This window comes from Streptomyces sp. NPDC031064 (assembly GCF_055570965.1).
Map to the genome: position 1 here is coordinate 432,271 of NZ_JBVIGF010000002.1, position 25,246 is coordinate 457,516.

At 71.7% G+C, this 25,246-nt stretch carries 24 protein-coding genes; 11 read left to right on the forward strand and 13 right to left on the reverse strand.

Features of this window, described 5'->3' with window-relative positions; genetic code table 11:
* The first annotated feature begins 29 nt into the window (after positions 1-29).
* The 11 genes from ACZ46W_RS08725 (at position 30) to ACZ46W_RS08775 (ending at position 9,603) form a co-directional block, all read left to right on the forward strand.
* On the forward strand, positions 30-1,259 hold the full coding sequence (locus ACZ46W_RS08725) for a low temperature requirement protein A (protein ID WP_468333529.1): 1,230 nt from the start codon (positions 30-32) through the stop codon (positions 1,257-1,259).
* Complete coding sequence (locus tag ACZ46W_RS08730) at positions 1,256-1,711, forward strand: nuclear transport factor 2 family protein (RefSeq protein ID WP_468333532.1); 456 nt, start codon at positions 1,256-1,258, stop codon at positions 1,709-1,711. Before ACZ46W_RS08725 ends, ACZ46W_RS08730 begins: the two co-directional genes overlap by 4 nt.
* 92 nt (positions 1,712-1,803) lie before the next feature.
* Positions 1,804-2,250 (forward strand): nuclear transport factor 2 family protein, encoded by a 447-nt coding sequence (locus tag ACZ46W_RS08735; RefSeq protein ID WP_366127438.1) that lies wholly within the window; start codon positions 1,804-1,806, stop codon positions 2,248-2,250.
* Positions 2,250-3,284, forward strand: coding sequence for an ankyrin repeat domain-containing protein (locus ACZ46W_RS08740; protein ID WP_468333535.1), 1,035 nt, complete (start codon positions 2,250-2,252; stop codon positions 3,282-3,284). Before ACZ46W_RS08735 ends, ACZ46W_RS08740 begins: the two co-directional genes overlap by 1 nt.
* A gap of 3 nt (positions 3,285-3,287) precedes the next feature.
* Positions 3,288-3,596: a muconolactone Delta-isomerase gene (locus tag ACZ46W_RS08745; protein ID WP_366127436.1), complete on the forward strand. Its 309-nt coding sequence runs from the start codon at positions 3,288-3,290 to the stop codon at positions 3,594-3,596.
* A gap of 527 nt (positions 3,597-4,123) precedes the next feature.
* Positions 4,124-5,314: an MFS transporter gene (locus ACZ46W_RS08750; RefSeq protein WP_468333540.1), complete on the forward strand. Its 1,191-nt coding sequence runs from the start codon at positions 4,124-4,126 to the stop codon at positions 5,312-5,314.
* A gap of 23 nt (positions 5,315-5,337) precedes the next feature.
* Positions 5,338-6,987: a benzoylformate decarboxylase gene (gene mdlC, locus ACZ46W_RS08755; RefSeq protein ID WP_468333543.1), complete on the forward strand. Its 1,650-nt coding sequence runs from the start codon at positions 5,338-5,340 to the stop codon at positions 6,985-6,987.
* A gap of 14 nt (positions 6,988-7,001) precedes the next feature.
* Entirely contained in the window at positions 7,002-7,499 is a 498-nt protein-coding gene (locus ACZ46W_RS08760; protein WP_468333546.1) for a cupin domain-containing protein, read from the forward strand.
* Positions 7,496-8,446: an NADP-dependent oxidoreductase gene (locus ACZ46W_RS08765; RefSeq protein WP_468333549.1), complete on the forward strand. Its 951-nt coding sequence runs from the start codon at positions 7,496-7,498 to the stop codon at positions 8,444-8,446. The genes ACZ46W_RS08760 and ACZ46W_RS08765 overlap by 4 nt, the downstream gene beginning before the upstream one ends.
* 9 nt (positions 8,447-8,455) lie before the next feature.
* On the forward strand, positions 8,456-9,310 hold the full coding sequence (locus tag ACZ46W_RS08770) for an NmrA family NAD(P)-binding protein (RefSeq protein WP_468333552.1): 855 nt from the start codon (positions 8,456-8,458) through the stop codon (positions 9,308-9,310).
* Positions 9,307-9,603 carry an antibiotic biosynthesis monooxygenase family protein gene (locus ACZ46W_RS08775; RefSeq protein ID WP_468333555.1) on the forward strand — a complete coding sequence of 99 codons (297 nt, stop codon included), beginning with the start codon at positions 9,307-9,309 and terminating at the stop codon, positions 9,601-9,603. The genes ACZ46W_RS08770 and ACZ46W_RS08775 overlap by 4 nt, the downstream gene beginning before the upstream one ends.
* A 152-nt stretch (positions 9,604-9,755) precedes the next feature.
* Here the strand turns inward: ACZ46W_RS08775 and ACZ46W_RS08780 are convergent, their stop codons facing one another.
* From ACZ46W_RS08780 to ACZ46W_RS08840, 13 genes are read right to left on the reverse strand one after another with little or no spacing between them, the layout of a single operon-like run.
* Positions 9,756-10,985 (reverse strand): cation:proton antiporter, encoded by a 1,230-nt coding sequence (locus ACZ46W_RS08780; protein WP_468333558.1) that lies wholly within the window; start codon positions 10,983-10,985, stop codon positions 9,756-9,758.
* Positions 10,986-10,989: 4 nt separating this feature from the next.
* Complete coding sequence (locus tag ACZ46W_RS08785) at positions 10,990-11,475, reverse strand: cation:proton antiporter regulatory subunit (protein ID WP_468333561.1); 486 nt, start codon at positions 11,473-11,475, stop codon at positions 10,990-10,992.
* A gap of 17 nt (positions 11,476-11,492) precedes the next feature.
* Positions 11,493-13,682, reverse strand: a complete 2,190-nt coding sequence (gene glgB / locus ACZ46W_RS08790; protein ID WP_468333564.1) for a 1,4-alpha-glucan branching protein GlgB — start codon at positions 13,680-13,682, stop codon at positions 11,493-11,495.
* Entirely contained in the window at positions 13,679-15,748 is a 2,070-nt protein-coding gene (locus ACZ46W_RS08795; RefSeq protein ID WP_468333567.1) for an alpha-1,4-glucan--maltose-1-phosphate maltosyltransferase, read from the reverse strand. The genes glgB and ACZ46W_RS08795 overlap by 4 nt, the downstream gene beginning before the upstream one ends.
* 26 nt (positions 15,749-15,774) lie before the next feature.
* Positions 15,775-16,542 carry a MinD/ParA family ATP-binding protein gene (locus tag ACZ46W_RS08800; RefSeq protein ID WP_468333570.1) on the reverse strand — a complete coding sequence of 256 codons (768 nt, stop codon included), beginning with the start codon at positions 16,540-16,542 and terminating at the stop codon, positions 15,775-15,777.
* A 22-nt stretch (positions 16,543-16,564) separates the two neighbouring features.
* Positions 16,565-17,809: a PP2C family protein-serine/threonine phosphatase gene (locus ACZ46W_RS08805; protein WP_468333573.1), complete on the reverse strand. Its 1,245-nt coding sequence runs from the start codon at positions 17,807-17,809 to the stop codon at positions 16,565-16,567.
* 6 nt (positions 17,810-17,815) lie between these two features.
* Entirely contained in the window at positions 17,816-18,325 is a 510-nt protein-coding gene (locus ACZ46W_RS08810; protein WP_468333575.1) for an ATP-binding protein, read from the reverse strand.
* Between the two features lie 13 nt (positions 18,326-18,338).
* Positions 18,339-18,650: an STAS domain-containing protein gene (locus ACZ46W_RS08815; protein WP_468333577.1), complete on the reverse strand. Its 312-nt coding sequence runs from the start codon at positions 18,648-18,650 to the stop codon at positions 18,339-18,341.
* Complete coding sequence (glgX, locus tag ACZ46W_RS08820; RefSeq protein WP_468333579.1) at positions 18,647-20,815, reverse strand: glycogen debranching protein GlgX; 2,169 nt, start codon at positions 20,813-20,815, stop codon at positions 18,647-18,649. Before glgX ends, ACZ46W_RS08815 begins: the two co-directional genes overlap by 4 nt.
* Positions 20,812-21,153 carry an STAS domain-containing protein gene (locus ACZ46W_RS08825; RefSeq protein WP_468333582.1) on the reverse strand — a complete coding sequence of 114 codons (342 nt, stop codon included), beginning with the start codon at positions 21,151-21,153 and terminating at the stop codon, positions 20,812-20,814. Before ACZ46W_RS08825 ends, glgX begins: the two co-directional genes overlap by 4 nt.
* Positions 21,150-22,997 carry an AGE family epimerase/isomerase gene (locus tag ACZ46W_RS08830; RefSeq protein WP_468333585.1) on the reverse strand — a complete coding sequence of 616 codons (1,848 nt, stop codon included), beginning with the start codon at positions 22,995-22,997 and terminating at the stop codon, positions 21,150-21,152. Before ACZ46W_RS08830 ends, ACZ46W_RS08825 begins: the two co-directional genes overlap by 4 nt.
* Positions 22,998-23,002: 5 nt before the next feature.
* Positions 23,003-23,602 carry a DJ-1/PfpI family protein gene (locus ACZ46W_RS08835; RefSeq protein WP_468333588.1) on the reverse strand — a complete coding sequence of 200 codons (600 nt, stop codon included), beginning with the start codon at positions 23,600-23,602 and terminating at the stop codon, positions 23,003-23,005.
* Positions 23,595-25,241, reverse strand: coding sequence for a thiamine pyrophosphate-binding protein (locus ACZ46W_RS08840; RefSeq protein ID WP_468333590.1), 1,647 nt, complete (start codon positions 25,239-25,241; stop codon positions 23,595-23,597). Before ACZ46W_RS08840 ends, ACZ46W_RS08835 begins: the two co-directional genes overlap by 8 nt.
* Between the last annotated feature and the right edge of the window lie 5 nt (positions 25,242-25,246).

Consider the following 25,246-nt stretch of genomic DNA (forward strand, 5'->3'; position numbering starts at 1 on the left):
CCACCCAGGCGGCCGTTACCTTCACGACCATGTCCACGGAAGCCATTCCGGAAGGCACCCGGGAAGCCGGCGACGACGCGCCGCTGGATGACAACGCGCGGGTCACGACCCTGGAGCTCTTCTTCGACCTCGCCTTCGTCTTCAACTTCACCCAGCTCGCCCGGGTCTTCAGCGACCGCATGAACCCCGAAGGGGTCCTCCAGATCCTGCTGATCTTCTGGCTGCTGTGGTGGATGTACGGCGGGTACGCCTGGCTCACCAACCACGTGCCCCCGCACGGCAGACACCAGCGGCTGCTGCTGCTCCTCGGCATGGCGTCGTTCCTGGTCATCGGACTGACCACACCCAACGCCTTCGACGGCGACGGGGTCGCCTTCGGCGTCGGCTACCTGCTGATCGTCAGCGTCCACGCCGCCCTGTTCGCCTTCAGCGGGCCCAGCGCCGCCCGGAACATGCTGCGCATCGCGCCCTTCCACGTCACCGGAGCGCTCCTGATCATCTGCGCCGGGTTCCTCCACGGCGTGCCGATGTACCTGTGCTGGAGCGGCGCCGTGGTGCTGGAGATCCTCGCGCCCGTCATCACCGGCGTCTCCGGGTTCGACCTGAAACCCGGCCACTTCGTCGAACGCCACGGGCTGCTGATGATCATCGCGCTGGGCGACTCGTTCCTGGCGCTGGGCATCGGCACCGACGGCGCCCCGGCGGGGCTGTCCGTCGTCACGACGGCCGTGCTCATCTTCGTCATCCCGGCCTGCCTGTGGTGGGTCTACTTCAACGAGTCCGAGAAGGCCCGGCGCGCCGAAGTCGCCCTGGAACGGCAGGACTCCACCACCCGCTCCCGGATGGCGCTGTCCGCCTTCTTCTACGCGCACGTGCCGATGCTGCTCGGGCTGATCCTGATCGCCGCCGCCGTGAAGAAGACCATCGCGCACCCCTTCGCCGAGCTGCCGCTCGCCCCGTCGCTGGCGCTGGCCGGCGGCGTGGCGCTCTACCTGGCGGGCATCGCCTGGTTCCACGGAATCCTCAAGATCGGCCCGCAGCGGTTCCACTTCGCGGCCGCCGGGCTCGCCTTCCTCACCGTGCCGGCCGGCCACCTCGGTGCCGCCGTCGCCGAGGTGATGTCCCTGGGGGCCCTGATCGTCTGCGCGCTGTTCATCGAGCACCGGTGGACCAAGCAGTCGGGCCACACCTGTTACGCACCCGCACAACCCCCGAACCCCCCGAAAACCACGGAGAATCTGGAGGTGGTCGGCCGATGAGTACCACGGCGGACCGGCTTGACGTCATCGACACCTGCACCCGCATGGGCTGGTACACCGACCAGCGCGACTGGGACGCCCTGGAGCAGGTGTTCACGGACGAGGTCCGGCTCGACTACACCAGCCTCAACGGCGGCGAGCCGGCCGTCCTCCCGGCCAAGGACCTGGTCGCCGCCTGGTCCGGGCTGCTCGGCAGCTTCACCGCCACCCAGCACCTGTTCAGCAACTTCCTCGTGGACCTGGCCGGCGACGAGGCCGTGTGCACGGCCATGTTCCAGGCCAGGCACAAACTGCCCAACGACCACGGCGGCCCGCTGTGGACCCTGGGCGGCCACTACCGCTTCGCGCTGCGGCGCACGGAGAGCGGCTGGCGCATCCATGACGTCGTGATGACCGCGACCTGGGCGGACGGGAACCAGCAACTGTTCACCATCGCCGCCCAGAATTCCTGAAGCTCAGGAAGTCGGCAGCACATTGTTGGCGGGCGGCCGAAAACGGAACCACTATCTTCTGGGAATTCTCCCGTGCTTATCGAGGAGTACACATGAGTGACCTCACAGCAGAGACTCGCAAGGTCGCCCAGCGCTGGTTCGACGCGCTCGCCTCCGGGGATTTCGAGACCTGCCTCGGACTGCTCGCCGACGATGTCGAGTGGATCAACTACACGCCGGTCCCCGGCTACAACGACGACATGAAGTGGATCGGTACGATCCGCGGCCGTGACGCGGTCCTGGCCAGCCTCCAGATCTTCACCGGCGAGTGCGAGGTCAAGTTCGAAAAGCTCGTCAATCTGGCGGTCGACGGCGAGAACGCCGCGGGCGTCATCCACGAGCTGTCGGTGGTACGGAGCACCGGGCTGGAATTCGAGATCGAATTCGTCCAGTGGCTGACCGTCCGCGACGGGAAGATCGTCCGCTGGAAGTCGTACACCGACCCCTCCACGATCATCCGCGCGCTGCGCGGTGACACGTCCGGGCAGGAGGCCGCCTGATGAGCGCCGACCTCATCGCGGCCGTCCGCGACCGCGACACCGCCAACGTGGCCGGCCTGCTCTCCGCCGGCGCCGACCCGTCCACCCGCGAGGCCGGCAGCGGCCTCACCGTCCTGATGATCGCCGCCGGACAGGCCGACGCGCCGACCGTGCGGGCGCTGATCGCGGCGGGCGCCGACGTCCACACCGGCGACACCCGGGCCGGGGCGACCGCCCTGCACAAGGCGTGCCAGGGCGGCAGTCTCGACGTGGTGCGCGCGCTGGTCGAGGCGGGCGCGTTCGTCGACGCCGTCGCGCCCACCACCGGGCACACCGCCCTGATGGACGCCCTTTGGTACAAGTACCCGGACATCGCCGAGTACCTGCTCGCCAACGGCGCGTCCCTCAAGGTCTACACGCACTACGGCTTCTCGCTGGAACAGCACTTCGCGTACGAGCTGAACGTCAACACCTTCGGCAAGGACAAGCTCCTCAAGGCCGAGCAGCACCTGAACGCCCGGCGCGCGAGCGACGAGGCCGCGGTGGCCCGCCAGGAGCTGATGGCCGCCACCGCCGACGGCGACACCGAGCGCGTCCGCAAGCTCCTGGACGGCGGCGCCGAGGTCGACGAACGCTTCCCCTTCCTGGGCGGGTTCAACGACTGGCACACCCCGCTGCTCGTCGCCTCCCGCGACGGCCACGGCGAGATCGTCGCGCTGCTGCTGGAGGCGGGCGCGGACGTCAACGCGGTGGAGCCGACGTTCGGCGCGGTACCGCTGCACAAGGCCGTCTACAACGGCCACGCCGACATCACCGCCCAGCTCGTCACCCGGCCCGGCATCGACCTGGACTTCCAGGGCGCGACGAACGGGTACACCCCGCTGCACGACGCGCTGTGGCACGGCTACGAGGAGTGCGTACGCATCCTCGTCGGCGCCGGGGCCCGCCTCGACCTGGTCGGCCACGACGGCAAGACGCCGCTCGACCTGGCGGTCGAGGTCTTCGGCGCCGACCACGCGCTCACCGCACTGATCCGCGACACCGACGGGAAGTGACCCATGCTGTTCTACGTCCAGATGAAGTGGAAGCACGAGGGCCGCATCACGCTCGACGAGCTGTGGGAGCTGGAGCAGGAAGAGGCGATCCACGCGCAGGAGACGGTCGACTCCGGCTTCTGCGTGGGCATCTGGAAGGTCGCCGCCCAGAAGCGGGTCATCGCCATCATCGACTCCCCGGACGCCGAGGAACTCGACCGCACGGCCCTGGGCCGCCTCCCCATGCGCGAGTACCTGGAGTTCGAAGAGGTCTGGCCCCTCCGCGACTACCTCGGCTTCGCGGAGGACGTCAAACAACGCTACAAGGTCTGACCGGGGGGCTCCGCCCCCCGAACCCCCCGCGGGCTGCGCCCCCGACCCCCCACGGGGCTGCGCCCCGGACCTACGGGGGCTGCGCCCCCGGGCCCCGGGGCGGCTCCCCGAACCCACGGGGTTGCTCCTCGGCCCCCCGGGGCTGCGCCCCGAACCCCCCCGGGCCTCGCGGCCCGGACCCGCGGGGCCTGGCGGCTCGCACCGGCGCGGGGCTGCCGCCCCCACCCCCACGGGGCGGCTCCCTGAACCCACGGGGTTGCTCCCCGGCCCCCCGGGGCTGCGCCCCGAACCCTCCCCGGGGCTGCGCCCCGAACCCTCCCCGGGCCTCGCGGCCCGGACCCGCAGGGCTTGGCGGCTCGCACCGGCGCGGGGCTGCCGCCCCCGCCCCACACGGGGCTGCCGCCCCGGGCCCCGTGGGGCTGGGCGGCGGGACCCACGCCGGGGCGTGGCTCGTGCCGCTCGCGCCGGGGCGCAAGCCGGGCCCCGCGCGCATTGTTCGAATGTCGGAAGGAAGGAGGGGCTCGCGGATGAGCGGGACCCGGAGCAGTACCTATGCGCTCGCCGCGCTCGGGCTCGGCGCGTTCGTGATCGGCACCGCCGAGTTGGTGATCGTCGGGGTGCTCGGCCTCATCGCGGGCGACCTGGACGTGTCCGTCGGGACGGCGGGCCTGCTGGTCACCGCGTACGCGCTCGGCATCTCGCTCGGCGGGCCGGTGGTGACCGCCGCGACCATCAAGCTGCCGCGCCGCACGCTGTTGTGGCTGGCCCTCGCCGTGTTCATCGCGGGCAACCTCGTCGCCGTGTTCGCGTCCGCGTTCGGGCTGCTGCTCGCCGCGCGGGTGGTCACCGGCGCCATCCACGGGCTGTTCATCGGCGTCGCCTCAGCCGTGGCGGCCGGGCTCGTGCCGGCCGAGCGCCGGGGGCAGGCCGTGTCCATGGTGTTCGGCGGCATCGCCGTCTCCACCGTGATCGGTGTGCCCCTCGGCACGCTCATCGGCCAGGCCATCGGCTGGCGCGCCGCGTTCACCGGCATCGTGGTCCTCGGCGCCCTCGCGCTCGTCGCCGTCCTCGCCCTCGTGCCCGCCGTCGAAGGCAGCGGCTCGGGCGGGCTGCGCGCCCAGGCGCGGCACGCCTTCGCGCCCCGCGTGCTCGCCATGCTGGGCATCGGACTGGTCCTGCTGGGCGGGCAGTTCACCGCGTTCACCTACCTCGCGCCCTACCTGGAGGACGTCACCGGCATCTCCGGCGGCGGCGTCAGCGCCTTCCTCCTGATCTTCGGCCTGGCCAGCGCCGTCGGGACCTTCGCCGGCGGGAAGTTCGCCGACAGGAACGCCGACCTCACCCTCCTCGCCGGCAACACCGTCCTCGTCCTCGCCCTCGGCGCGCTCCACCTCACCGGCTCCAACCCGGTGCTCGCCGGGCTCGCCCTGGCCGCCTGGGGGCTCGTCGGGTTCGGCATCGTGCCGTCCCTGCAACTGCGGGTCATCTCCCTCGCCGGCCCCGGCGGCGACCTCGCCGCCACCCTCGGCGCCTCCGCCGTCAACGCGGGCATCGCCGCCGGCGCCGCCGTCGGCGGCTGGGCGGTCGCCGCCTACGACGTCTCCCGCGCACCCCTCGTCGCGCTGATCGTCTGCGCCCTCGCCCTCCCCGCCACCTGGGCCGGGCGCAAGCTCACCGTTCCCGCACCGGCCACGCCCGTGCCCAGCCCCGCCAACTAACCCACCCCGTCAGGAGAATGACCGTGACCGACGCAACCGGCCACCGGACCGTACGCGACGAGACGCTGGACGTCCTGCGCCGACTGGGTCTGACGACCATCTTCAGCAACCCCAGCCACACCGAGATGAAGCTCTTCGAGGCCTGGCCCGACGACGAGTTCCGGTTCGTCATGGGCCTCCAGGAGGCGTCCGTCGTCGGCATGGCGGACGGCTACGCCCAGGCCACCGGCGAACCCTCGCTCGTCATCATCAACGGCGGCCCTGGCCTCGCCAACGCCATGGGCAGCGTCTACACCGCGGCCTCCGCCAAGACCCCCATGGTCATCCTGGGCGGCCAGCAGGCCCGCAAGATGCTGCTGGGCGAGCCGTTCCTGATCGCCAAGGACTCCACCCAGCTCCCCAAGCCGTACATCAAGTGGGCCGGTGAGCCCGCCCGCCCCCAGGACGTTCCGGCGATGATCGCCCAGGCGTACCGGATCGCCAAGCAGGCCCCGCAGGGCCCGGTGTTCGTGGCCGTGCCCGAGGACGACTTCGTCCGCCCCGCCGACCCCAACCCGGTCCGCATCCCCACCGTCGAGAACGCCACCGTCCCGTCCCCCGCCGCCCTCGACCGCATCGCCGCCGCCCTCAACGGCGCCCGGCGCCCCGGCATCGTCGCCGGCGGCCCGGTCGACGCCCAGGGCGCCCGCGGCGCGCTGATCGCGCTGGCCGAGAAGCTCAACGCCCGCGTCTGGGGCGCGCCCGTGTGGAACCGTGGCGCCTTCCCGGAGGACCACCCGCTGTTCGCCGGGGTCCTGCCGCCCATCCCCGAGCTGATCAACGAGCGGCTGTCGGCGCAGCACGACGTGGTCGTGGTCTTCGGCGGCCCCGCCTTCACGCTGTTCACCGCCTGGGACCTGTTCTCCACCGCGCCCGCCGACCTCGACCGCAGCCCCCGCCCCACGCTCACCGAGGACGTCGAGTTCCTGCACGTCACCGACGACCCGCAGGCCGCCGCGGCCACCCTGGCGAACACGGCGTTCGTCGCCCCGCCCGGCGCCGTCGTCGAGGCCCTGGTCCCGCTGGTCGAGCAGCGCGAGCGCGTCGCCCTCACCCCCGTACGCGTGCCCGTGCCCGTACCGGAGCCGTCCACGCCGCTCACCCAGGCGTACCTGTTCCACCTGCTGTCCAAGGAGCTGCCCGAGACGGCGGTCCTCTTCGAGGAACTGCCCATCGCCCGCGCCGACTTCCACGAGCAGATCCCGCTCGGCGCCGGCAACGGCTACTTCGCCACCGCCAGCGGCGCCCTCGGCTTCCCCTTCGCCGGGGCCGTCGGCTACGCGCTCGCCCGCCCGGACCGCCGCGCGGTCGTGGTCGTCGGCGAGGGCTCGGCCCAGTACACCCTGCACTCGCTGTGGACCGCCGCCCAGCACAACCTTCCGGTCACCTTCGTCATCCCGGACAACGCCGGTTACCTGTCGCTGAAGTACTACCTCCAGGACCAGAAGTCCTGGGAGAAGGGGTACGACCTCAGCGGCGTGGACATGGCGCAGCTCGCGCGCGGCTTCGGCGTGCGCGGCGAGCGCGTCGAGACGCCGGAGGGCCTCCGGGAGGCGCTGCGCGAGTCGCTGAACGCCGACGGCCCCGTCCTGCTCGACGTCGTGGTCGCCGACCCCGGCCTGTTCCGCCTCTGACCCCGGAGACCCCCATGACCACCGCGACCGACGTCACCGCCCACCCCGAGGGCAAGGTCGTCCACCACCCGGCGGGCACCGGCCCGACGTACTGGTTCGGCGACGCCATCTACACCTTCAAGGCCACTCGCGAGAACACAGGCGGCTCGCTCACCTTCGCCGAGGCGTCCGTGCCGCCCGGCGGCGGCCCGCCGCCGCACATCCACCCGCACGCCGACGAGGCGTTCTACATCCTCAACGGCGACATCGAGTTCCTCAACGGCGAGAAGACCTTCACCGCCCACGACGGGGACTTCGTCTTCGTGCCGCGCGGCACCCGTCACCGGTTCCGCAACGTCGGGCTGCACGTCAGCCGCATGCTGTTCATGTTCACCCCGGCGTACCTGGAGAACTTCTTCATGGAGATCGGCCAGGAGGCCCGGGCGGGCGAGGCGCCCATCCCGCTCACCCCGCTCCAGAAGCAGCAGATCGTGGAGTTCGCGCCCCGCCACGATCTGCACCTCGCGCCGTGACGCCGCCGGTCGTGATGCGGGCGGCCGCCATCGGCGCCTTCGGCGGGCCGGACACCCTCCGCGTACGGGACCTGCCCGTGCCCGTCCCCGGTGAGGGCGAGGTGCTGGTCCGCGTCCACGCGGCCGGCGTCAACGCCATCGACTGGGCGACCCGGGCCGGGCGGGGCGTCGGCGTGGAGGGGTTCCCCGCCGTGCTGGGCTGGGACGTCTCGGGCACGGTGGCCGCCACCGGCCCGGGCGTCCGGCGGTTCACCGAGGGCGACGCCGTGTTCGGCATGCCCCGCTTCCCCTCCCTCGCGGGCGGGTACGCCGAGTACGCCGTCGCCCCCGAGACCGAACTCGCCGCCAAGCCCGACGGCGTGGACCACCTCGTGGCCGCGGCCCTGCCCATGGTGGGGCTCACCGCCTGGCAGACACTGTTCGAGCACGGCGGCCTGCGGCCCGGCCACCGGGTCCTGGTGTCCGGCGCCGCCGGGGGAGTCGGGCACATCGCGGTCCAGTTGGCCGTGGACGCGGGCGCCGAGGTCATCGGCACCGCGTCCCCCGCCAACCACGACTTCGTCCGCTCCCTCGGCGCCCAGCAGGCGGTCGACTACCGCACGGTCCCCCTCCAGAAGGAGGTCTCGGACGTGGACCTGGCGGTCGACCCCATGGGCGGGGCCGAGTTCTTCCGGCTCCTCGACGTCGTACGCCCCGGCGGGATCGTCGTCACGCTCAAGGGCGAGGGCCCCGACCACCGGCAGACCGCGCAGGCCCACGGCGTGCGCGCCGGTTTCACCTACGTCCACCCCGACGGGCCGGTCCTCGACCGGATCGCGGGCCTGCTCGCCGCCGGTTCCGTCCGCCCCGAGATCCAGCGGGTGTTCCGGCTGGACCAGGTGGGCGAGGCACACGCGCTGGGCGAGGAGGGCCACGTCCGTGGCCGCCTCGTGCTGGACCTGACGTAAGGAGTACGCATGATTCTGGTGACCGGAGCCACCGGCCACGTCGGCGGCGAGCTGACCGAGAGGCTGGCCGGCTCCGGCCGGCCCGTGCGCGCCCTGGTCAGGAAGGCCGCGGGACCGGAGGCCGCCGCACTGCCCGCCGGGGCGGAGGCGGCCGTCGGGGACCTCAACGTGCCCGAGTCGCTGCGCCCCGCCCTCAAGGGCGTACGGGCGGTGTTCCTACTGCCCGGGTACCCGGACATGCCGGGGCTGCTCGCCGAGTTCACCCGCGCCGGGGTCGAGCACGTGGTGCTGCTGTCCAGCATCGCCGCCCCGGACGGCGACCTGGACAACGCCATCTCCCGGTTCATGATCCGCTCCGAGGAGGCGGTACGGGGCTCCCTCGTGCCCTGGACGATCCTCAGGCCCAGCGGCTTCATGTCCAACACCTTCCAGTGGGCCGCGCAGTTGGCGGCCGGGGACGTGGTGCGCGCCCCGTTCCCCGCCGTGCCGGTTGCCATGATCGACCCGTACGACATCGCGGCCGTCGCCGCGCACGTCCTGCTCGACCCGGACCACTACGGCCGCGCGCACGCCATCAGCGGCCCCGAGCCACTGCTGCCGGCGGACCGGGTCCGCGTCCTCGCCGAGGTCCTCGGGCGTCCCCTGCGCTTCGAGGGCCAGAGCGACGAGGAGGCCCGCAAGGAGATGGCGGACAGCGGCACGCCCCCCGAGTACATCGACGCCTTCTTCCGCTACTACGCGGACGGCACCCTCGACGACTCGGTGGTCCGGCCCACCGTCGCCGAACTCCTCGGCCGCCCGCCCCGCACCTTCACCCAGTGGGCCCGCGCCCACGCCGACGCCTTCCAGGAGGAACTCTCGTGAGCACCGTAGAGACCGTCACGTTCAAGCTGATACCCGGCACCGACACCGCCCGCTTCGAGGCCCTCGACCGGAAGGTCGAGACCGAGTACATGGCCAAGCGCCCCGGCTTCCTCTCCCGCGAGGTCTCGCGGAGCGAGGACGGCCAGTACCTGGTGATCGTGCACTGGGCCACCCCGGAGGACGCCGACGCCACCATGAAGGGCTTCTTCTCCGCCGCCGAGACGCAGGACTTCCTCGCGGCCGTCGACAAGGCCACCGTCCAGTCCGGCCGTTACGCCCAGGTCGCCCACTGACGCCACGGCCGGCAAAGAGGGACGCCCCGGACGAGCTGTCCGGGGCGTTCCCGCGTTCTCGGTGCGGGCCGACCGGGGGGGCGACCGCCCACGAACCCCGCACCGGAGGCTCACCGGGTCGGCCCCGCGCCGGTCGCCGTGCGGGGCCTGGCTCAGTCCCGTGCCGGTACCGGCTCGGGCTCGGCACCCGCCACGGGGGCGGAAGGGGCGGCACCCCGCCGCTGAGCCCGGCGGCCCGACACCCACATCGCGACCGGTTCGGTGAACCGTGCCGCGACCGGCCCGAAGACGACCAGCAGCAGTACGTACGCCGTCGCCAGCGGCCCCAGCGCCGGCTCCACGCCCGCCGCGACCGCGAGGCCCGCGATGACGATGGAGAACTCGCCCCGCGCCACCAGCGCGCCGCCCGCCCGCCACCGCCCGCGCTCGCCGATCCCGGCGCGCTTGGCGGCCCAGTACCCCGTACCGATCTTCGTCAGTGCCGTGACCAGCGCCAGCACCAGCGCGGGCAGCAGCACGGGCGGGATCGTCGCCGGGTCCGTACTGAGGCCGAAGAAGACGAAGAAGACGGCGGCGAACAGGTCCCGCAGCGGCATCAGCAGGTGGTGCGTGTTCTCCGCGACCTCCCCGGACAGCGCGATGCCGACGAGGAACGCCCCGACCGCCGCCGACACCTGGAGCTCCTGGGCGAACCCGGACACCAGCAGCGTGAGACCCAGCACCACCAGCAGCAGCTTCTCCGGGTCGTCGCTGGAGATGAACCGCGAGATGTGCCGCCCGTAGCGGACGGCGACGACCAGCACCACCCCGACCGCGCCCAGCGCGATCGCCAGGGTCACCCCGCCCGCCGCCCAGCCGGCGCCGGCGAGCAGCGTCGTCAGGATGGGCAGGTATACGGCCATCGCCAGGTCCTCCAGGACCAGCACGCTCAGGATCGCGGGCGTCTCGCGGTTGCCGATCCGACCCAGGTCGCCGAGCACCTTGGCGATCACCCCGGACGACGACACCCACGTCACCCCGGCCAGCACCACCGCGGCCACCGGCCCCCAGCCCAGCAGCAGCGCGGCGGCGGCGCCGGGCAGGGCGTTCAGCAGGAAGTCGACGACGCCGGCCGGGGCGTGGGTGCGCAGGTGCCCCACCAGGTCACCGGCCGTGTATTCGAGCCCCAGCATCAGCAGCAGCAGGACGACACCGATCTCGGCACCGATCTCGATGAACTCCTCACTGCCGCCCAGCGGGACGATCCCGCCGTGCCCGAAGACCAGTCCGGCCAGCAGGTACAGCGGGATGGGGGAGAAGCGGACGCGCGCGGCGAACCGGCCGAGCAGCCCCAGGGCCAGCACGACCGCGCCGAACTCGATCAGGAAGACGGCGGAATGCACGGCATCACTTCCGTTCGAGGATGGCGTGCGCCGCGTCGACGCCTTCGCGCGTACCGATGACGATCACCGTGTCGCCGCCGCGCAGCCGGAACTCCGGCCCGGGCGACGGGATGGGGTGCGCGCGGCGCATGACGGCCACGACCGACGCGCCGGTCGCCGTGCGCATCCTCGTCTCGCCCAACTGCCGCCCGTTCCAGTACGAGTCGCCGGTCACCGTGACCCGCTCCGCCAGCAGCCCGAAGTCGCTGGTGTGCAGCAGGTTCGGGTTGTTGTGGCTGGGCAGCAGCGCCTCGGTGAGGGTGAGCGCCTCCGCGCCGGTGAGTCGCAGGGAAAGACCGCACGAGTCGGGGTCGTCGTCGTGGTGGACGTTGAGCGTGCGGGTGCCGTCGCGGTGGGCGACGACGGACAGGGTGTCGTGCCGGCGGGTCGTCAGCTCGTACTGCACGCCGATCCCCGGCAGCGGGGTGGTCCTCAGTCGCGGTGCGGGCATGGCCTCTCCAAACGTTGTCAGCGGGACGGGCGCAGCCATACGGCGCCCAGCGGCGGCAGGGTGAGCTCCGCACTCGCCGGCAGCCCCTGCCAGGGCACGTCCTCGGCGCGTACGGTGCCCGGATTGGTCACGCCGCTGCCGCCGTACGCCGCCGCGTCGGTGTTGAGCACCTCGGTCCACTCGCCGGACGACGGCAGACCGACCCGGAAGGCGCCGCGCACCGACGGCTGGAAGTTGAAGAGGCACACCAGCGGCTCGCCCGGCGCCGCGTACCGCAGGTAGGAGTACACGTTGTCCTGGGCCGCGTCCGCGTCGATCCAGCGGAACCCCTCGGGCCTGGTGTCCAGGCGCCACAGCGCCGGGTGCGCGAGGTAGTGGCGGTTGAGGTCGCGCACCAGGTCGCGCACGCCCGCGTGCGGGGCGTGGCCCATCAGCGCCCAGTCCGGGCCACGGTCGTGGGACCACTCGCTGTCCTGGGCGAACTCCTGACCCATGAACAGCAGTTGCTTGCCGGGGAAGGACCACATCCAGGCCAGGTAGGCGCGGAGGTTGGCGAACTGCTGCCAGCGGTCGCCGGGCATCTTGCCGAGCAGCGACCCCTTGCCGTGCACCACCTCGTCGTGGCTGATGGGCAGCAGGTGGTTCTCGGCGTACGCGTACATCATCGCGAACGTCATCGCGTGGTGGTGGTACTGGCGGTGCACGGGGTCGTTGGCCATGTACGACAGCGAGTCGTGCATCCAGCCCATGTTCCACTTCAGCCCGAAGCCGAGCCCGCCGGTGTCCGTGGAGCGGGTCACGCCGTCCCAGGCCGTGGACTCCTCGGCGATGGTGACGACACCGGGGCAGCGGCGCTGCACGGTGGCGTTCATCTCCTGGAGGAACTCCACCGCGTCGAGGTTCTCCCGCCCGCCGTACGCGTTGGGCAGCCACTCGCCCTCGCGGCGCGAGTAGTCCAGGTACAGCATGGAGGCGACGGCGTCGACCCGCAGGCCGTCGACGTGGAACTCCTCGCACCAGTACACGGCGTTCGCGACGAGGAAGTTGCGCACCTCCGTGCGCGCGTAGTCGAAGACGAGGGTGCCCCAGTCGGGGTGCTCGCCCCGGCGCGGGTCGGGGTGCTCGTACAGCGGTGTGCCGTCGAACCGGGCGAGCGCCCAGTCGTCCTTCGGGAAGTGCGCGGGCACCCAGTCGAGGATCACCCCGATGCCGGCCTGGTGGAGCCGGTCGACCAGGTACCGGAAGTCGTCGGGGGAGCCTAGCTTCGCCATGGGCGCGTAGTAGGAGGAGACCTGGTAGCCCCAGGAGCCGCCGAAGGGGTGCTCGGCGGGCGGCAGGAACTCGACGTGCGTGAAGCCCAGCCCCTTGACGTAGGCGGGCAGTTCACCGGCCAGTTCGCGGTAGCCGAGCCCCGGCCGCCAGGACGGCAGGTGCATCTCGTACACGCTCATCGGCGCCTCGGTGGCGTCCCGCTCACCGCGCCGGCGCATCCAGTCGCCGTCGTTCCAGCGGTACGCGGAGGCGTGGACGACGGACGCGGTGCCGGGCGCCGGCTCGGCCGAGGTGGCCAGCGGGTCGGCCTTCTGGATCCAGCGGCCGTCGGGCGTGAGGAGCTCGTACTTGTAGCGGCAGCCGGGCTCCACCCCCGGCACGAACAGCTCCCACACCCCGCTCGCCCCGAGCGACCGCATCGGATGGGCCGCGCCGTCCCAGTGGTTGAGGTCGCCGACCAGGCGGACCGCGCGGGCGTCGGGCGCCCACACGGCGAAGGCGGTGCCGCGCACCGGGCCGTGGCCGGAGTCGTGGTCGCGGACGTTCGCGCCGAGGACCCGCCACAGCTCCTCGTGCCGGCCCTCCCGTATCAGGTGCAGGTCCAGCTCGCCGAGCGTCGGCAGGTGGCGGTAGGGGTCGTCGTACGTGAAGACCTCGTCGCCGTAGCGGGCCGCGACCCGGTAGTCCGGGATGTCCGCTCCCGGGAGGGTGCCCGAGAAGACGCCCCCGCCCTCGTGGGCCAGCTCGGCGAGCGGCTCGCCGGACCGGGAGGTGAGCGTCACGCCCCCGGCCGGCGGGCGCAGCACGCGCACCGTCACCCCGGCCGGGCCCGGGTGCGGCCCGAGGAGGGCGTGCGGGTCGCTGACCTCGCCGGTGGTGAGGCGCTTGAGGTCGGTGGCGGCCAGTGCGGAGGCCGCGCTCAGGTCCCTGGTCACTTCCTGTTCCCGTCCGTGAAGATGTGGGCGACCTGCCGGCGCGGGTCGAGGCGTACGTAGTTGGTGCGGCCCCAGGTGTAGGTGGCGCCGTCGTCGGAGAGCGCGTCGTGGACCGTGAACGTCTCGGTCCGCTCCAGCCCGAGCGCGGGCAGGTCCAGCGAGACGGTCGTCTCACGGACGGTGTGCGGGTCGAGGTTGAGCACCACCAGCACCCAGTCGTCCCCGTGCCGCTTGGAGAAGCAGACCACCGCGTCGTCGTCGGCGCGGTGGAAGCGCAGGTTGCGCAGTTGCCGCAGCGCCGGGTGCGCGCGGCGCAGTTCGTTGAGGGTACGCAGCAGCGGCGCCAGCGAGGTGCCCGCCGCCTCCGCGGCGGCCCAGTCGCGGGGCCGGTACTGGTACTTCTCGGAGTCCAGGTACTCCTCGCTGCCGGGGCCGGCGGCCACGTTCTCGCACAGTTCGAAGCCGGCGTAGACGCCCCAGGTGGGGGCGGCCATGGCGGCCAGGACGGCCCGCACCGCGAAGGCCGGGCGGCCGCCGTACTGGAGGTAGGCGTGCAGGATGTCCGGGGTGTTCACGAACAGGTTGGGCCGCAGGTAGGCAGCGCTCTCCTCGCCGCCGAGCCCGGCCAGCTCGGACAGGTACGACTCCACCTCGTCCTTGGAGTTGCGCCAGGTGAAGTACGTGTACGACTGGTGGAACCCGATCCGGGCCAGGGCGTGCAGCATGGCCGGGCGGGTGAACGCCTCGGCCAGGAACAGCACGTCGGGGTCGGTGGCGTGGACGGCCTCGATGAGCCGCTCCCAGAACGCCACCGGCTTGGTGTGCGGGTTGTCGACGCGGAAGATCCGCACGCCGTGCGCCATCCAGTGGCGCAGGACGCGCAGGCACTCGGCGTGCAGCCCGTCGGGGTCGGTGTCGAAGTCGATCGGGTAGATGTCCTGGTACTTCTTGGGCGGGTTCTCGGCGTACGCGATCGATCCGTCGATCCGGTGCCGGAACCACTCGGGGTGCTCCTTGACCCACGGGTGGTCGGGGGAGCACTGGAGGGCGAAGTCCAGCGCCACCTCCATGCCCAGTTCCCGGGCGCGGGCGACGAAGGCGTCGAAGTCGTCGAGGGTGCCCAGGTCGGGGTGGACCGCGTCGTGGCCGCCGAAGGCGGAGCCGATCGCCCAGGGGGAGCCCGGGTCGTGGGGGCCGGGCGTGAGCGTGTTGTTGGGGCCCTTGCGGTGGGAGGTGCCGATGGGGTGGACGGGCGGCAGGTACACCACGTCGAAGCCCATCGCGGCGACCGCGTCCAGCCGGTGGGCGGCGGTACGGAAGGTGCCCGAGCGCGGCGGTTCGGGGCTGTTCGGCTCCGTGGGCACGACCGCGCCCTCGGAGCGGGGGAAGAACTCGTACCAGGAGCCGTACAGGGCGCGTTCGCGGTCGACCCGCAGCGGCAGCTCGCCCGACGAGGTCACCAGCTCGCGCGGCGGCCGGGCCGCCAGCAGGCGGGTCACCACGGGGGCGAGGGCCGCGGCGTGCCGCTGCGCCACGGGCAGGGCGGTGTCCCGGAGGCGGGCGGCGGCCTCCGTCAGCGGGGCGCCCTCGGCGGCCGGGAACGCCTCGGCGGCCCGCTCCAGCAGGGCGGCGCCCTCCTGGAGGACCAGCTCCACGTCGATGCCCGCCGGGACCTTCACCTCCGCGGTGTGGCGCCAGGTCGCCACCGGATCGGTCCACGCCTCCACGCGGTAGGTCCAGTCGCCCTCCCGGTCCGCCGACACGTGCGCCGCGTACCGGTCGGTGCCGGGCGCGGTCAGCCGCATCGGCGTCCACGGGCCGGGCTCGCCGTCCGGGCCGGTCAGCACCACGTTCGCGGCCACCGCGTCGTGCCCCTCCCGGAACACGGTCGCGCTCACCTCGAACACCTCGCCCGGCACGGCCCGCGCCGGCCGCCGCCCCGCGTCCACACAGGGCCGCACGTCCACCACGGGGATGCGCCCGACGGTGGCCGCGAACCCCCGGGTGGGCGCGGCCGCCTCGCGGCTCGGCGCGTTCCGTCGTTGCGTCCTGCCCTGCATCGTCATGCCTCCTGGAGGGGAAAGCGCCGGTGTCACCGGCGTATCGCGGTGGTGCCGTTGCTCACGGCGGAGATGATCCGGCGGTAGCCCGCCACCAGCGGGTGGTGCGGGTAGGCCGGGCTGAAGAGCCGTTCCCCGGCGAGGGACGCCATCTCGGGGGCGTACGGCAGGACGGCCGTGATCTCCGTGGCGTACGCGGACTCGACCTCCGCGCGCATCCGGTCGTTCACCACGCCGTCCGGCACCATGCTCAGCGCCACGCTCACCCGTACGCAGCCGAGGCGCCCCGCCAGCGCCATCGTCTCGCCGGCGCCCGCGAGGTCGAGCCGGTCGGCCCGGGTGACGATCACCAGCGCGTCGGAGCTGGCCATCGCCGTCACGGTCTCGTTGTTGAACCCGGCGTGGGTGTCGAGCAGCAGCACGTCGAGGGCGAGCAGGTCCATCAGCCGGTCGAAGCCCTCGCGCAGCAGGCCGACGTCGTAGCCGCGCCCCATGATCTCGTTGATGCCGGCCGCCCCGCTCCTGGCCGGGACCAGGAAGACGCCGTCGTGGCCGACATCCGCCCGGCAGGGGTAGGCCGCCTCCTCGATCTCGCAGTGGCCGATCAGGTAGTCGGCCAGGGAGCGGCGGACGGCGGGCACGGTGTCACCGAACATCAGGTCCAGGGCGGGTGTCTGGATGTCCGTGTCCACGAGCGCGACCCGGCGCCCCGCGGAGGCCAGGAGCAGTGCGAGGTTCGCGGCCGTGCTGGACTTGCCCGTCCCCCCTCGGTAGGAGTGCACGGTGATGATCTGCGACATGGATTCGTGGATCCCATCCGGTCTAGTCGTCGTCGGGCAGGCGCCAGTGGACGGCCATCATGGTGATGTCGTCCGACTGCTCGGACGGGCCGACGAACTCGCTCAGCACCCCGTCCATGTGGTCCAGCAGCTCCTCGCCGCGCACCGCCGCCCGCGCCAGCTCCGCCAGCAGTTGCTCGTCGCCGAAGAACCGCCCCGACATCGACCGGGCCTCGGTCACCCCGTCGGTGTAGACGAAGAGGGTGTCGCCGGGGCCGATCTGCGCGTACCCCAGCGAGAAGGTGCCGTCGGGGATGACCCCGACGGCCGGGCCGGTGGGTTCGAGCAGCACCGGGTCCTTGCCCTCGCCGCTCACCAGCACGGGCGGGTTGTGGCCGCCGTTGATGTAGACGAGGTTGCCGGTGAGCGGGTCCAGGACGCCGAAGAACATGGTGGCGAAGTAGCCCTGCCTGATGTGGTTCCTGGTCAGGTAGTTGTTGGTGCCGACCACGGCGTTGAGCAGCGGGGTCGCGCCGACGACCGGGATGGCCCGGCTCTGCTCCCGCCAGCCGGTCTCCTCGCCCAGCAGGTCGGCGGCGATCAGGCTCTGCAGTCCGCTCTGCTCGGCGGTGTGCCGCAGCAGGCTGCGGATGAGCGCCATGAACAGCGCGGCACCGACCCCCTTGTCGCAGACGTCGGCCACGACGAGGGCGAGCCGGCGGTTGTTGACCAGCTCGAACACGTCGTAGAAGTCGCCGGCGACGGTCCTGGCGGGGCGGAAGCGGACGTGGATCTCCCAGCCGTCGGGGTTGGGCAGCGACTCGGGCAGGAAACCCATCTGGATCTCCCGCCCGATCTCCAGCTCCCGTTCGTAGCTGAGCAGTTCGGCGCGGGCGGTGACGTCCTCCATGGTCCGGGTGAAGTTGGCCCGCTCGTGGCAGTCGCGCAGCCGGGCCCGCACGAGGTCCGGGTAGAACGGCGGCACCAGGTAGTCGGAGCCGGCGTGGATGTGGCTGCCGAGCAGGTGCAGGTCGTGCTCGGCGAACGCCACCACGGTCGGCCGCTGGCCCTCGTCGTCCAGGCGGCGCGCCACCGCGCGCACGGTGTGCGGTGACAGGCCCGCGTACGCGAGCAGGACCTCCGTGGCGGGGAGCTGCCCGTGCTGGACGACCAGCACGTCCGCGGGGGTCCTGATCCGCACCACCGCGCCCACGCTGTCCAATGCCTTCAGCAGCTCCGGCGGCGCGCTGCGGTGCTCGTCCAGCAGCAGCACATTGGTCTGGAGCATGTCACCTCATCCCGTCCCGGGGCCGGTGGCGGCGGCCGACCGGCGCATCACCAGGGTGCTCACATTGCGGCCGGCCACCAGCTCGTACTCGAAGGAGTCGACCGCGGTGAACGCGAGGAACACCCCGAGCCCGCCGATCTGCCGCTCGGCGAGCGGCACGTCGAGCGCCGGGGGGCGCATGCCCTGGCGCGGGTCGAACGCCGGGGCGTCGTCCTCGAAGCGCACCCACACCTGATCCGGGTCGATGCCACCGTCCACGGAGATCTCCCCGGCGGCGCCCCGGTAGCCGTGCATGACGATGTTGGTCGCCAGCTCGTCGGCGGCGAGCCGCAGCCGGTACACGGAGCTCTCCGGCAGCGCGGCCCGCGCCCCGAGCCCCAGCACGAACTCGGCCACCCGGTCCAGGCACGCCAGCCGCGCCGGAATCCGCAGCGCGTCGGGCGTGCCGGAGCCGGTTCCGGGTCCGGTTCCGGCGGACGGGCCGGACGGCGTCGCGGCACCGGAGTCGAGCGCCATGTTCCCCGCCCCCTCAGGCGTCGATCAGGTCGATGCTGTGGTCGAACCCGGCCAGCCTGATGGTGTGGGCGACCGGCTCGGTGGCGCCGACGACGGCGATCCTGACGTCGTCACCCATCTTCTGGCGGGCGAACACCAGGGACCGCAGCCCGGCGCTGGACATGTACGACAGCTTTTCGGCCCGGATCACCAGCTCGACCGAACCGGCCGCGGCGGCCTCGTCGATCGTGTCGTGGAAGCGGCCGGCGCTGGAGGCGTCCAGCTCGCCGGCGAGCTCTATCGTCGCGACCCGCTCGTTGACCCTGAGCCTCACGTCGAACGTCACGGTGCCATCTCCTTGTCGGTGGTGGGTACGGGGCGGCCGACGAGGATCACGGCCGAGTGCGGCCCCAGGTGGTAGCGCCCGGGGTGCTCCAGCAGGGGCTCCTGCCCGATCGGGTGCATGCCGTACGGCATCAGGGCGCCCGTGTCGGCGAACAGGTGCCAGGCCTGGCCGTCCGGGAGTTGCGGGAGCTCCATGTCGTGGGGCTCCCAGTGGGCGTTCACGGCGACGTACACGTGGTCGTCGGGCACCCCGCCCTTGGCGTGCCGGCCGCACCGCATCAGGGCGACGACCCGGCAGTGGTCCGCCCAGTCGGGGTGCCAGGCCCGCACCCCGTGCCAGCTCACGTCCGGGTAGCCGCTGCCCATCGAGTCGACACCGCGCGGGTGCTCGGTGTTGCGCAGCACCGGGTGCGCGTGCCGGAAGGCGATCAGGCCGCGGGTGAACTCCAGCAGCTCGGCGTTGGCCTCGATCAGGCCCCAGTCGAACCACGACAGCTCGTTGTCCTGGCAGTAGGTGTTGTTGTTGCCGAGCTGGGTGCGGCCGACCTCGTCGCCGGCCAGGATCATGGGGACACCCTGGCTGGTGAGGAGGATGGCCAGCATGTTCTTCATCTGGCGCATCCGCAGGTCCCGCACGTGCGGGGAGGCGCTGGGTCCCTCCTCGCCGCAGTTCCAACTGTGGTTGTCGTTGGCGCCGTCGTTGTTGCCCTCGCCGTTGGCCTCGTTGTGCTTGTCGTTGTACGAGACGAGGTCGTTGAGGGTGAAGCCGTCGTGCGCGGTGACGAAGTTGATGGACGCGGCGGCGCCCCGGCCCCCGTACAGGTCGGGCGATCCGGCCATCCGGGTGGCCAGCTCACCGGCGAGGCCGGGCTCGCCCTTGACGAACTTGCGCACCGCGTCGCGGTACTTGCCGTTCCACTCCGACCAGCGCCCGTAGTTGGGGAAGTGCCCCACCTGGTACAGCCCGGCCGCGTCCCACGCCTCGGCGATCAGCTTGGTGTGCCGCAGGACCGGGTCGTACGCGAGCTGCTCCAGCAGCGGCGGGTTCGGCAGCGGGGTGCCGTCCGGGGCGCGGTCGAGGATGGCCGCCAGGTCGAAGCGGAAACCGTCGATGTGGTACTCGGCCACCCAGTGGCGCAGGCAGCCCAGCACGAAGTCCCGGACGACCGGGTGGTTGCAGTTGACGGTGTTCCCGGTGCCGCTGAAGTTGTAGTACTGGCCGTCCGGCGTGAGCATGTAGTACGTGGCGTTGTCGAGCCCGCGGAACGAGATCGTCGGCCCGTACTCGTTGCCCTCGGCGGTGTGGTTGAACACCACGTCCAGGACGACCTCGATGCCCGCCTTGTGCAGCTCCTTGACCAGGGACTTGAACTCGTCGGCCTGCATGCCGAACCGGCCCGTGGCCGCGTAGCCGGCCTTGGGCGCGAAGAAGGAGACGGTGTTGTAGCCCCAGTAGTTGTGCAGCCGCTCGCCGGTGACCGGGTTGGTGCGCGGGTTGTCCAGCTCGTCGAACTCGAAGATGGGCAGCAGCTCGACGCAGTTGACGCCCAGGTCCCTCAGGTACGGGATCTTCTCCCGCAGCCCCGCGTACGTGCCCGGCGCCGTCACGCCCGAGGAGGGGTGCCGGGTGAAGCCGCGCACATGGGTCTCGTAGATGACGAGGTCCTCGGTGGGGATGCGCAGCGGGGTGTCGTCGCCCCAGTCGAAGTCGTCGTTCACCACCTGGGCGCGGTACTGGTAGACGTTGCTCCAGTCCGGCTCCTTCCCCCACACGTCGCGGCCCGAGACGAGCCGGGCGTAGGGGTCGCTGAGCACCCGGCGGGCGTCGAAGCGGTCGCCGGTCACCGGGTCGAACGGCCCGTCGGCGCGGAAGCCGTACTCCAGGTTCTCCACGTCCAGCCCGAACACCGTCATCGCGTACACGCTGCCGGTGCGGAACTCGGCCGGGAACGGAAGCTCGGCCGCCGGCTCGGGCGCGCCACGCTCGAAGAGCACCAGGCTCATCGAGGTGGCGCGGTCGGAGTAGACCGAGAAGTTGACGCCGCCCGGTACCGGGGTCGCCCCGTACGGGAAGGGCCGCCCGGCCCGTACCCGGTAGCCGGCGATCCGGTGCGTGGGGTAGGCGTCGACGCGTTCGCGCAGCTCCGTCACGTCCCGGGGGTTCATCGGGCCGCCCGCTCCAGCTCGGAGTCCACGTCCTCACCGATCTGGAAGAAGTCCAGGAAGCCGGTGGCGTTCATGACGAAGGTGACCTCCTCCGACAGTCCGACCAGGGTGATCCGGGCGTCGAGCTGCTGGGCGCGGCGGTGCACGATCAGCAGGGTGCGCAGCCCGGCGCTGGAGACGTAGGAGACCCCGGTGAGGTCGACGAGCACCTCGGCGCCCTGCCGGATGAACGGCAGCAGTTGGGCCTGGAGGCCGCCGGAGGTGGTGCTGTTGATCTCTCCGTCGAGGGCGATGACGGTGATGTCGCCCTCGGAGCGCGCGTTCACCTTGACGGTCATCCGGTCACCTCCGCATGGGCCCGGGGAGCCAGCCGGACCTTGACCTTCACGCGGCCCGAGGTCTCGGGGAGCGTCACGGTCAGGGCGTCGGCGTCGAAGTCGGCGTGCGGCTCGCCCTCGATGTCGACGGACTCGATCCGCACCGAGCCGGCCGGCAGCAGGTCGGGCGCGACCCGCAGCAGCCGGCCGTCCAGGTCGGACGGGTCGGGCTTGAACCAGAAGTCCATGGCCTTGCCGCCCACCAGCAGGTTGTTGTAGACGGCGGCCAGGTAGCACAGCTCCGCCGAGTGGTACATGCTCATCGAGTGGCTGCCCTTCAGCCGCTCGACACCCAGCAGGTACGGCAGGCCGGTGGCCAGGGTGTTGAAGTAGACGGCGCCCTCGTCGTGGTCGAGGAAGAAGGCGTTGTAGAAGGACTGGGCGTCACGCGCCTCGTCGCGGAAGTCCTCCCGGCCCGTGATGCCGTGCAGGATCAGGTACGCGAGGATCGCCTGCTCCTGCTGCCACCAGGCCTTGCGGTCGTGCCAGGCGAAGCGGAAGTGGTCCTCGCCGTCCTGCTTGATCCGTTCGACCACGTCGTACCAGCCGCCGCGCTGCCGGTCGGCGCCGACGTCGGGCATGGTCTCGCCGATGGAGGCGGCCATCTCCAGGTACTCGGGCTTGGGGCGCAGGCTGTGCATCCGCATCAGGTTCCAGGCGATCTTCAGGTTGTGGCCGACGACCGCCCGGTTCTGCTGCCAGCCGTGGGTGGTGTCGTGCGACCAGTCCTGGTGGAACCGCTCCTGCACGAAGGGGCTGTTCTTCGGGTCGGGGAACCGTTCGACGATGGTGTCGAAGGTGTACTCCAGCATGTCGGCGTACTTCTTTTCGCCGGTCGCCAGGTAGAGGTTGATCAGGTAGGCGGGGGCGTGGTCGCCGACGGAGTTCCAGTTCTTGCGGGCCTTGTTCGGGCCCAGGGACTCGTGGTGCGGGCTGAGCAGGATCGGGTCGATGTGCGAGAAGTACCCGCCGTGCTCCGGGTCCAGGTAGAACCGGTCGAACAGCCGGATCGTGGCGTCGGCGTCGTTCCTGATCCGCGGGTCGCCGGTGACCCGGTAGGTCTGGACCGGCCCGGCGAGCGCGTAGATCTGCTCGTACGCCGGCAGCGCGTCGTAGTCGTCGGAGAACTCCGAGGTGAACAGCTTCTTCTCGATGTCGCCGTCGATGGAGAGACCGTGGTACCAGTACACGACGTTCTCGTCGGTGTCGACGAACCGCATGTGCTCGCGCAGGTACTCGGTGCCGCGCTCGGCGACCTCCAGGTACTCGTCGTCACCGGTGAGCAGGAACGCCGACGCCATGCCGTACACCAGCCGGGAGATCGTGTCGGTCTCCTGGACGTGGCTGGCGGTCTTCTCGCCGCCGAGCCGGATCTCCGTGCGGTACTGCTCGAAGTCGACCGGCCCGTCACCGAACTGGGCCTTGCGGTAGAAGGCGGCGATCTCCCGGATCTGCCGGATCCACCAGCCCGCCTCCTCGAAGCGGAAGTCGTCGCCCTGCCGGCCCACGAAGACCAGCCGCTTGGCCTCGAACCGCAGCCGCTCCTCGGTGGGGTAGAAGATGCCGTACGCGAGGACGAACGTGCCCTCCTGGAGCATGTCGTCGATGTGGCCAGAGGCGTCCTGGTACGGCTCGCCCAGGTTGTGCAGCAGCTCGGCGCTCGGGTTGCCGTCCAGGGATATCCGGAACTCCGTGCCGCCCGGCGTGATGACGGTGACCACCCGCGCCTCGCGGTCGAAACCGGTCACCCGGCCCGCGATGGTGTCGGAGAACGTGAAGTTCACCGTGTCGGAAGCATTCGTCATGGCTTTCACGCCCCTCGCAGCACGAGCTCGTCGATGATGGTCCTGGCGAACAGATGGCAGTGGTCGCCCGTCCGCGCGGTGACCAGGTCCCCGTCCACGACGACGTCCTGGTCCACGTAGTGGGCGCCCATGTTGCGGACGTCGCCGATGAGGTTGTTGTGGCAGACCACCTTGCGGCCGCGCACGACGTACGGGATGGACGCGGCCAGCCACATGCCGTGGCAGATGATCCCCTTCACCACGCCCGACCGGGCGAACGCCCGGCGCAGCAGGTCGGTGGCCGGCGCGAGCCGCTCGATGTCCTCGGTGTAGCGCAGCCGGTCCGCGACCATGCCGGACGGCACGATCAGCGCGCCGTACTCGCGCAGCCGCCGGTCGTCCAGCTCCTCCAGGCTGCGCGTCACGGTCAGCGGCGCCCGGTACTCGTGGCCGGTGAAGGTGATCGACTTGTTGCCCCACAGCCGGGTGAGGAAGTCGACCCGGGCGCCCTCCTCGGCGAACCGGCGCCGGTAGTAGGCGATCTCGGGCTCGTAGAAGTCGCTCTCCGCGAGGATGGCGATCCTCCGCCCGGTGAGCACACCGTCGCGTGCCGGAACGTCAGGCACGGTTTCCCCCTTCAGTGGTCCGCAGGTCGATCAGGAACGGCTTGTCGTCGGCGAGCATCCGCTTGACCGCGTACGCCACCTGCTCGTGGTCCTCGACCCGCAGCGCGTCGACGCCGAACCCCTCGGCGATCCGGCAGAAGCCGAGGTCGGGGTGGGAGAGGTCGAACGGCGTGGGGTGGGCGTGCTCGGGGATGTCCCGCTCCCGCCAGTACTGCTCGATGTTCAGGTCGAGCAGTTTGTAGCTGCGGTTGTTGCAGATCACGAACTTGGCGCCGATGGAGTGCCGGACGGCGGTGTACAGCGCCTGGATGGTGTACATCGAGCCGCCGTCGCCGGTGAAGCCGATCACCGTCTTGTCCGGGTGCGCGAGCTTGATGCCCAGGGCGCCCGGGATGCCGACGCCCAGCGATCCGCCGCGCGTGGAGAACCAGTGGCCCGGCAGCCGGCCCGGCAGGTAGGCGTTCAGCGGCCCGGCCGCCGTCAGCGCCTCGTCGAAGACCATCAGGTCCTCGGGCGCCTGCCCGGCCAGCTCACGGAGGAAGTGGTGCAGCAGCGAACCGTCGTCCTCCGGCCCGGCGGGCTGCCCACGGCGCCGGGACTCCAGCCGCCCCGACGCCAGGGCCCGCGCCTCCGCCGACAGCCGGCCGTCCAGCTCGGTGGCGAGCGCGGCGAGCGTGGCCTTGGGGTCGGCGACCAGGCCGAGGGTGACCGGGTGGTTCTTGGCGATCTCGTACCCGTCCAGATCGATGTGGACGATCTTGGCGTCCTGGCGGAACGGGTTGTCCAGGACCGGGAAGACCTCGGGGAAGACGTACGTGCCGACGATCAGCACCGCGTCCGCGTCCTTCACCGCCGCCCGGCTGACCTCGCCGAACATATGGCCCAACTGGCCGCGGTAGAGCGGGTGCCGGGCGTCCAGGTTGACCTCGGAGAAGTCCACACCCCACACGTCGGCGCCCAACTGCTCGGCCACCCGCACCAGCTCCGCCTGCCCGCCGGACGCCGAGACGCCGTCACCCACCAGGACGATCGGCCTCTCGGCGCCGGCCAGCAGCCGCGCCGCCTGCTCCACCAGCGAGGGCACCGGCAGCGCCCGGGTCTCCAGGAACGTGCTCGGGACGACCGGCTCGGTGTTGACCGCGTCCAGGACGTCCAGCGGAAGAGAGACGAAGACCGGGCCGCGCGGTGGCGTCATCGCCATCTTCATGGCCCGCCGCAGCACCCGCAGCACCGAGTCGGGGTCGGTGACCCGGGTCGCGTACTTGGTGACGGGCTCCGCCATGGCGACCAGGTCGGCCGCCATCTGCGCGTCCATCGCGTCGTACCTGACCCCGGCCTCGCCGGCGATCACGACGAGCGGCGAGTGGCCGCGCTTGGCCTGGTAGAGCATGCCCACCGCGTTGCCGAGGCCGACGCCGCTGTGCAGTTGGAGCAGCGCCGGGCGGCCGGTGGCCCGGGCGTACCCGTCCGCGATGCCGGCGGCGACCGTCTCCTGCAGGGTCAGGACGTACTGGAGGTCGTCGTACTCCTCCAGCGCGTCCAGGAATCCCTGCTCGACCGTTCCTGGATTGCCGAACATATAGGGAATTCCATCGGCGATGAACTGCTCGATGATCGCCGCGTTGCCCTGCCTGGCCATGTCTT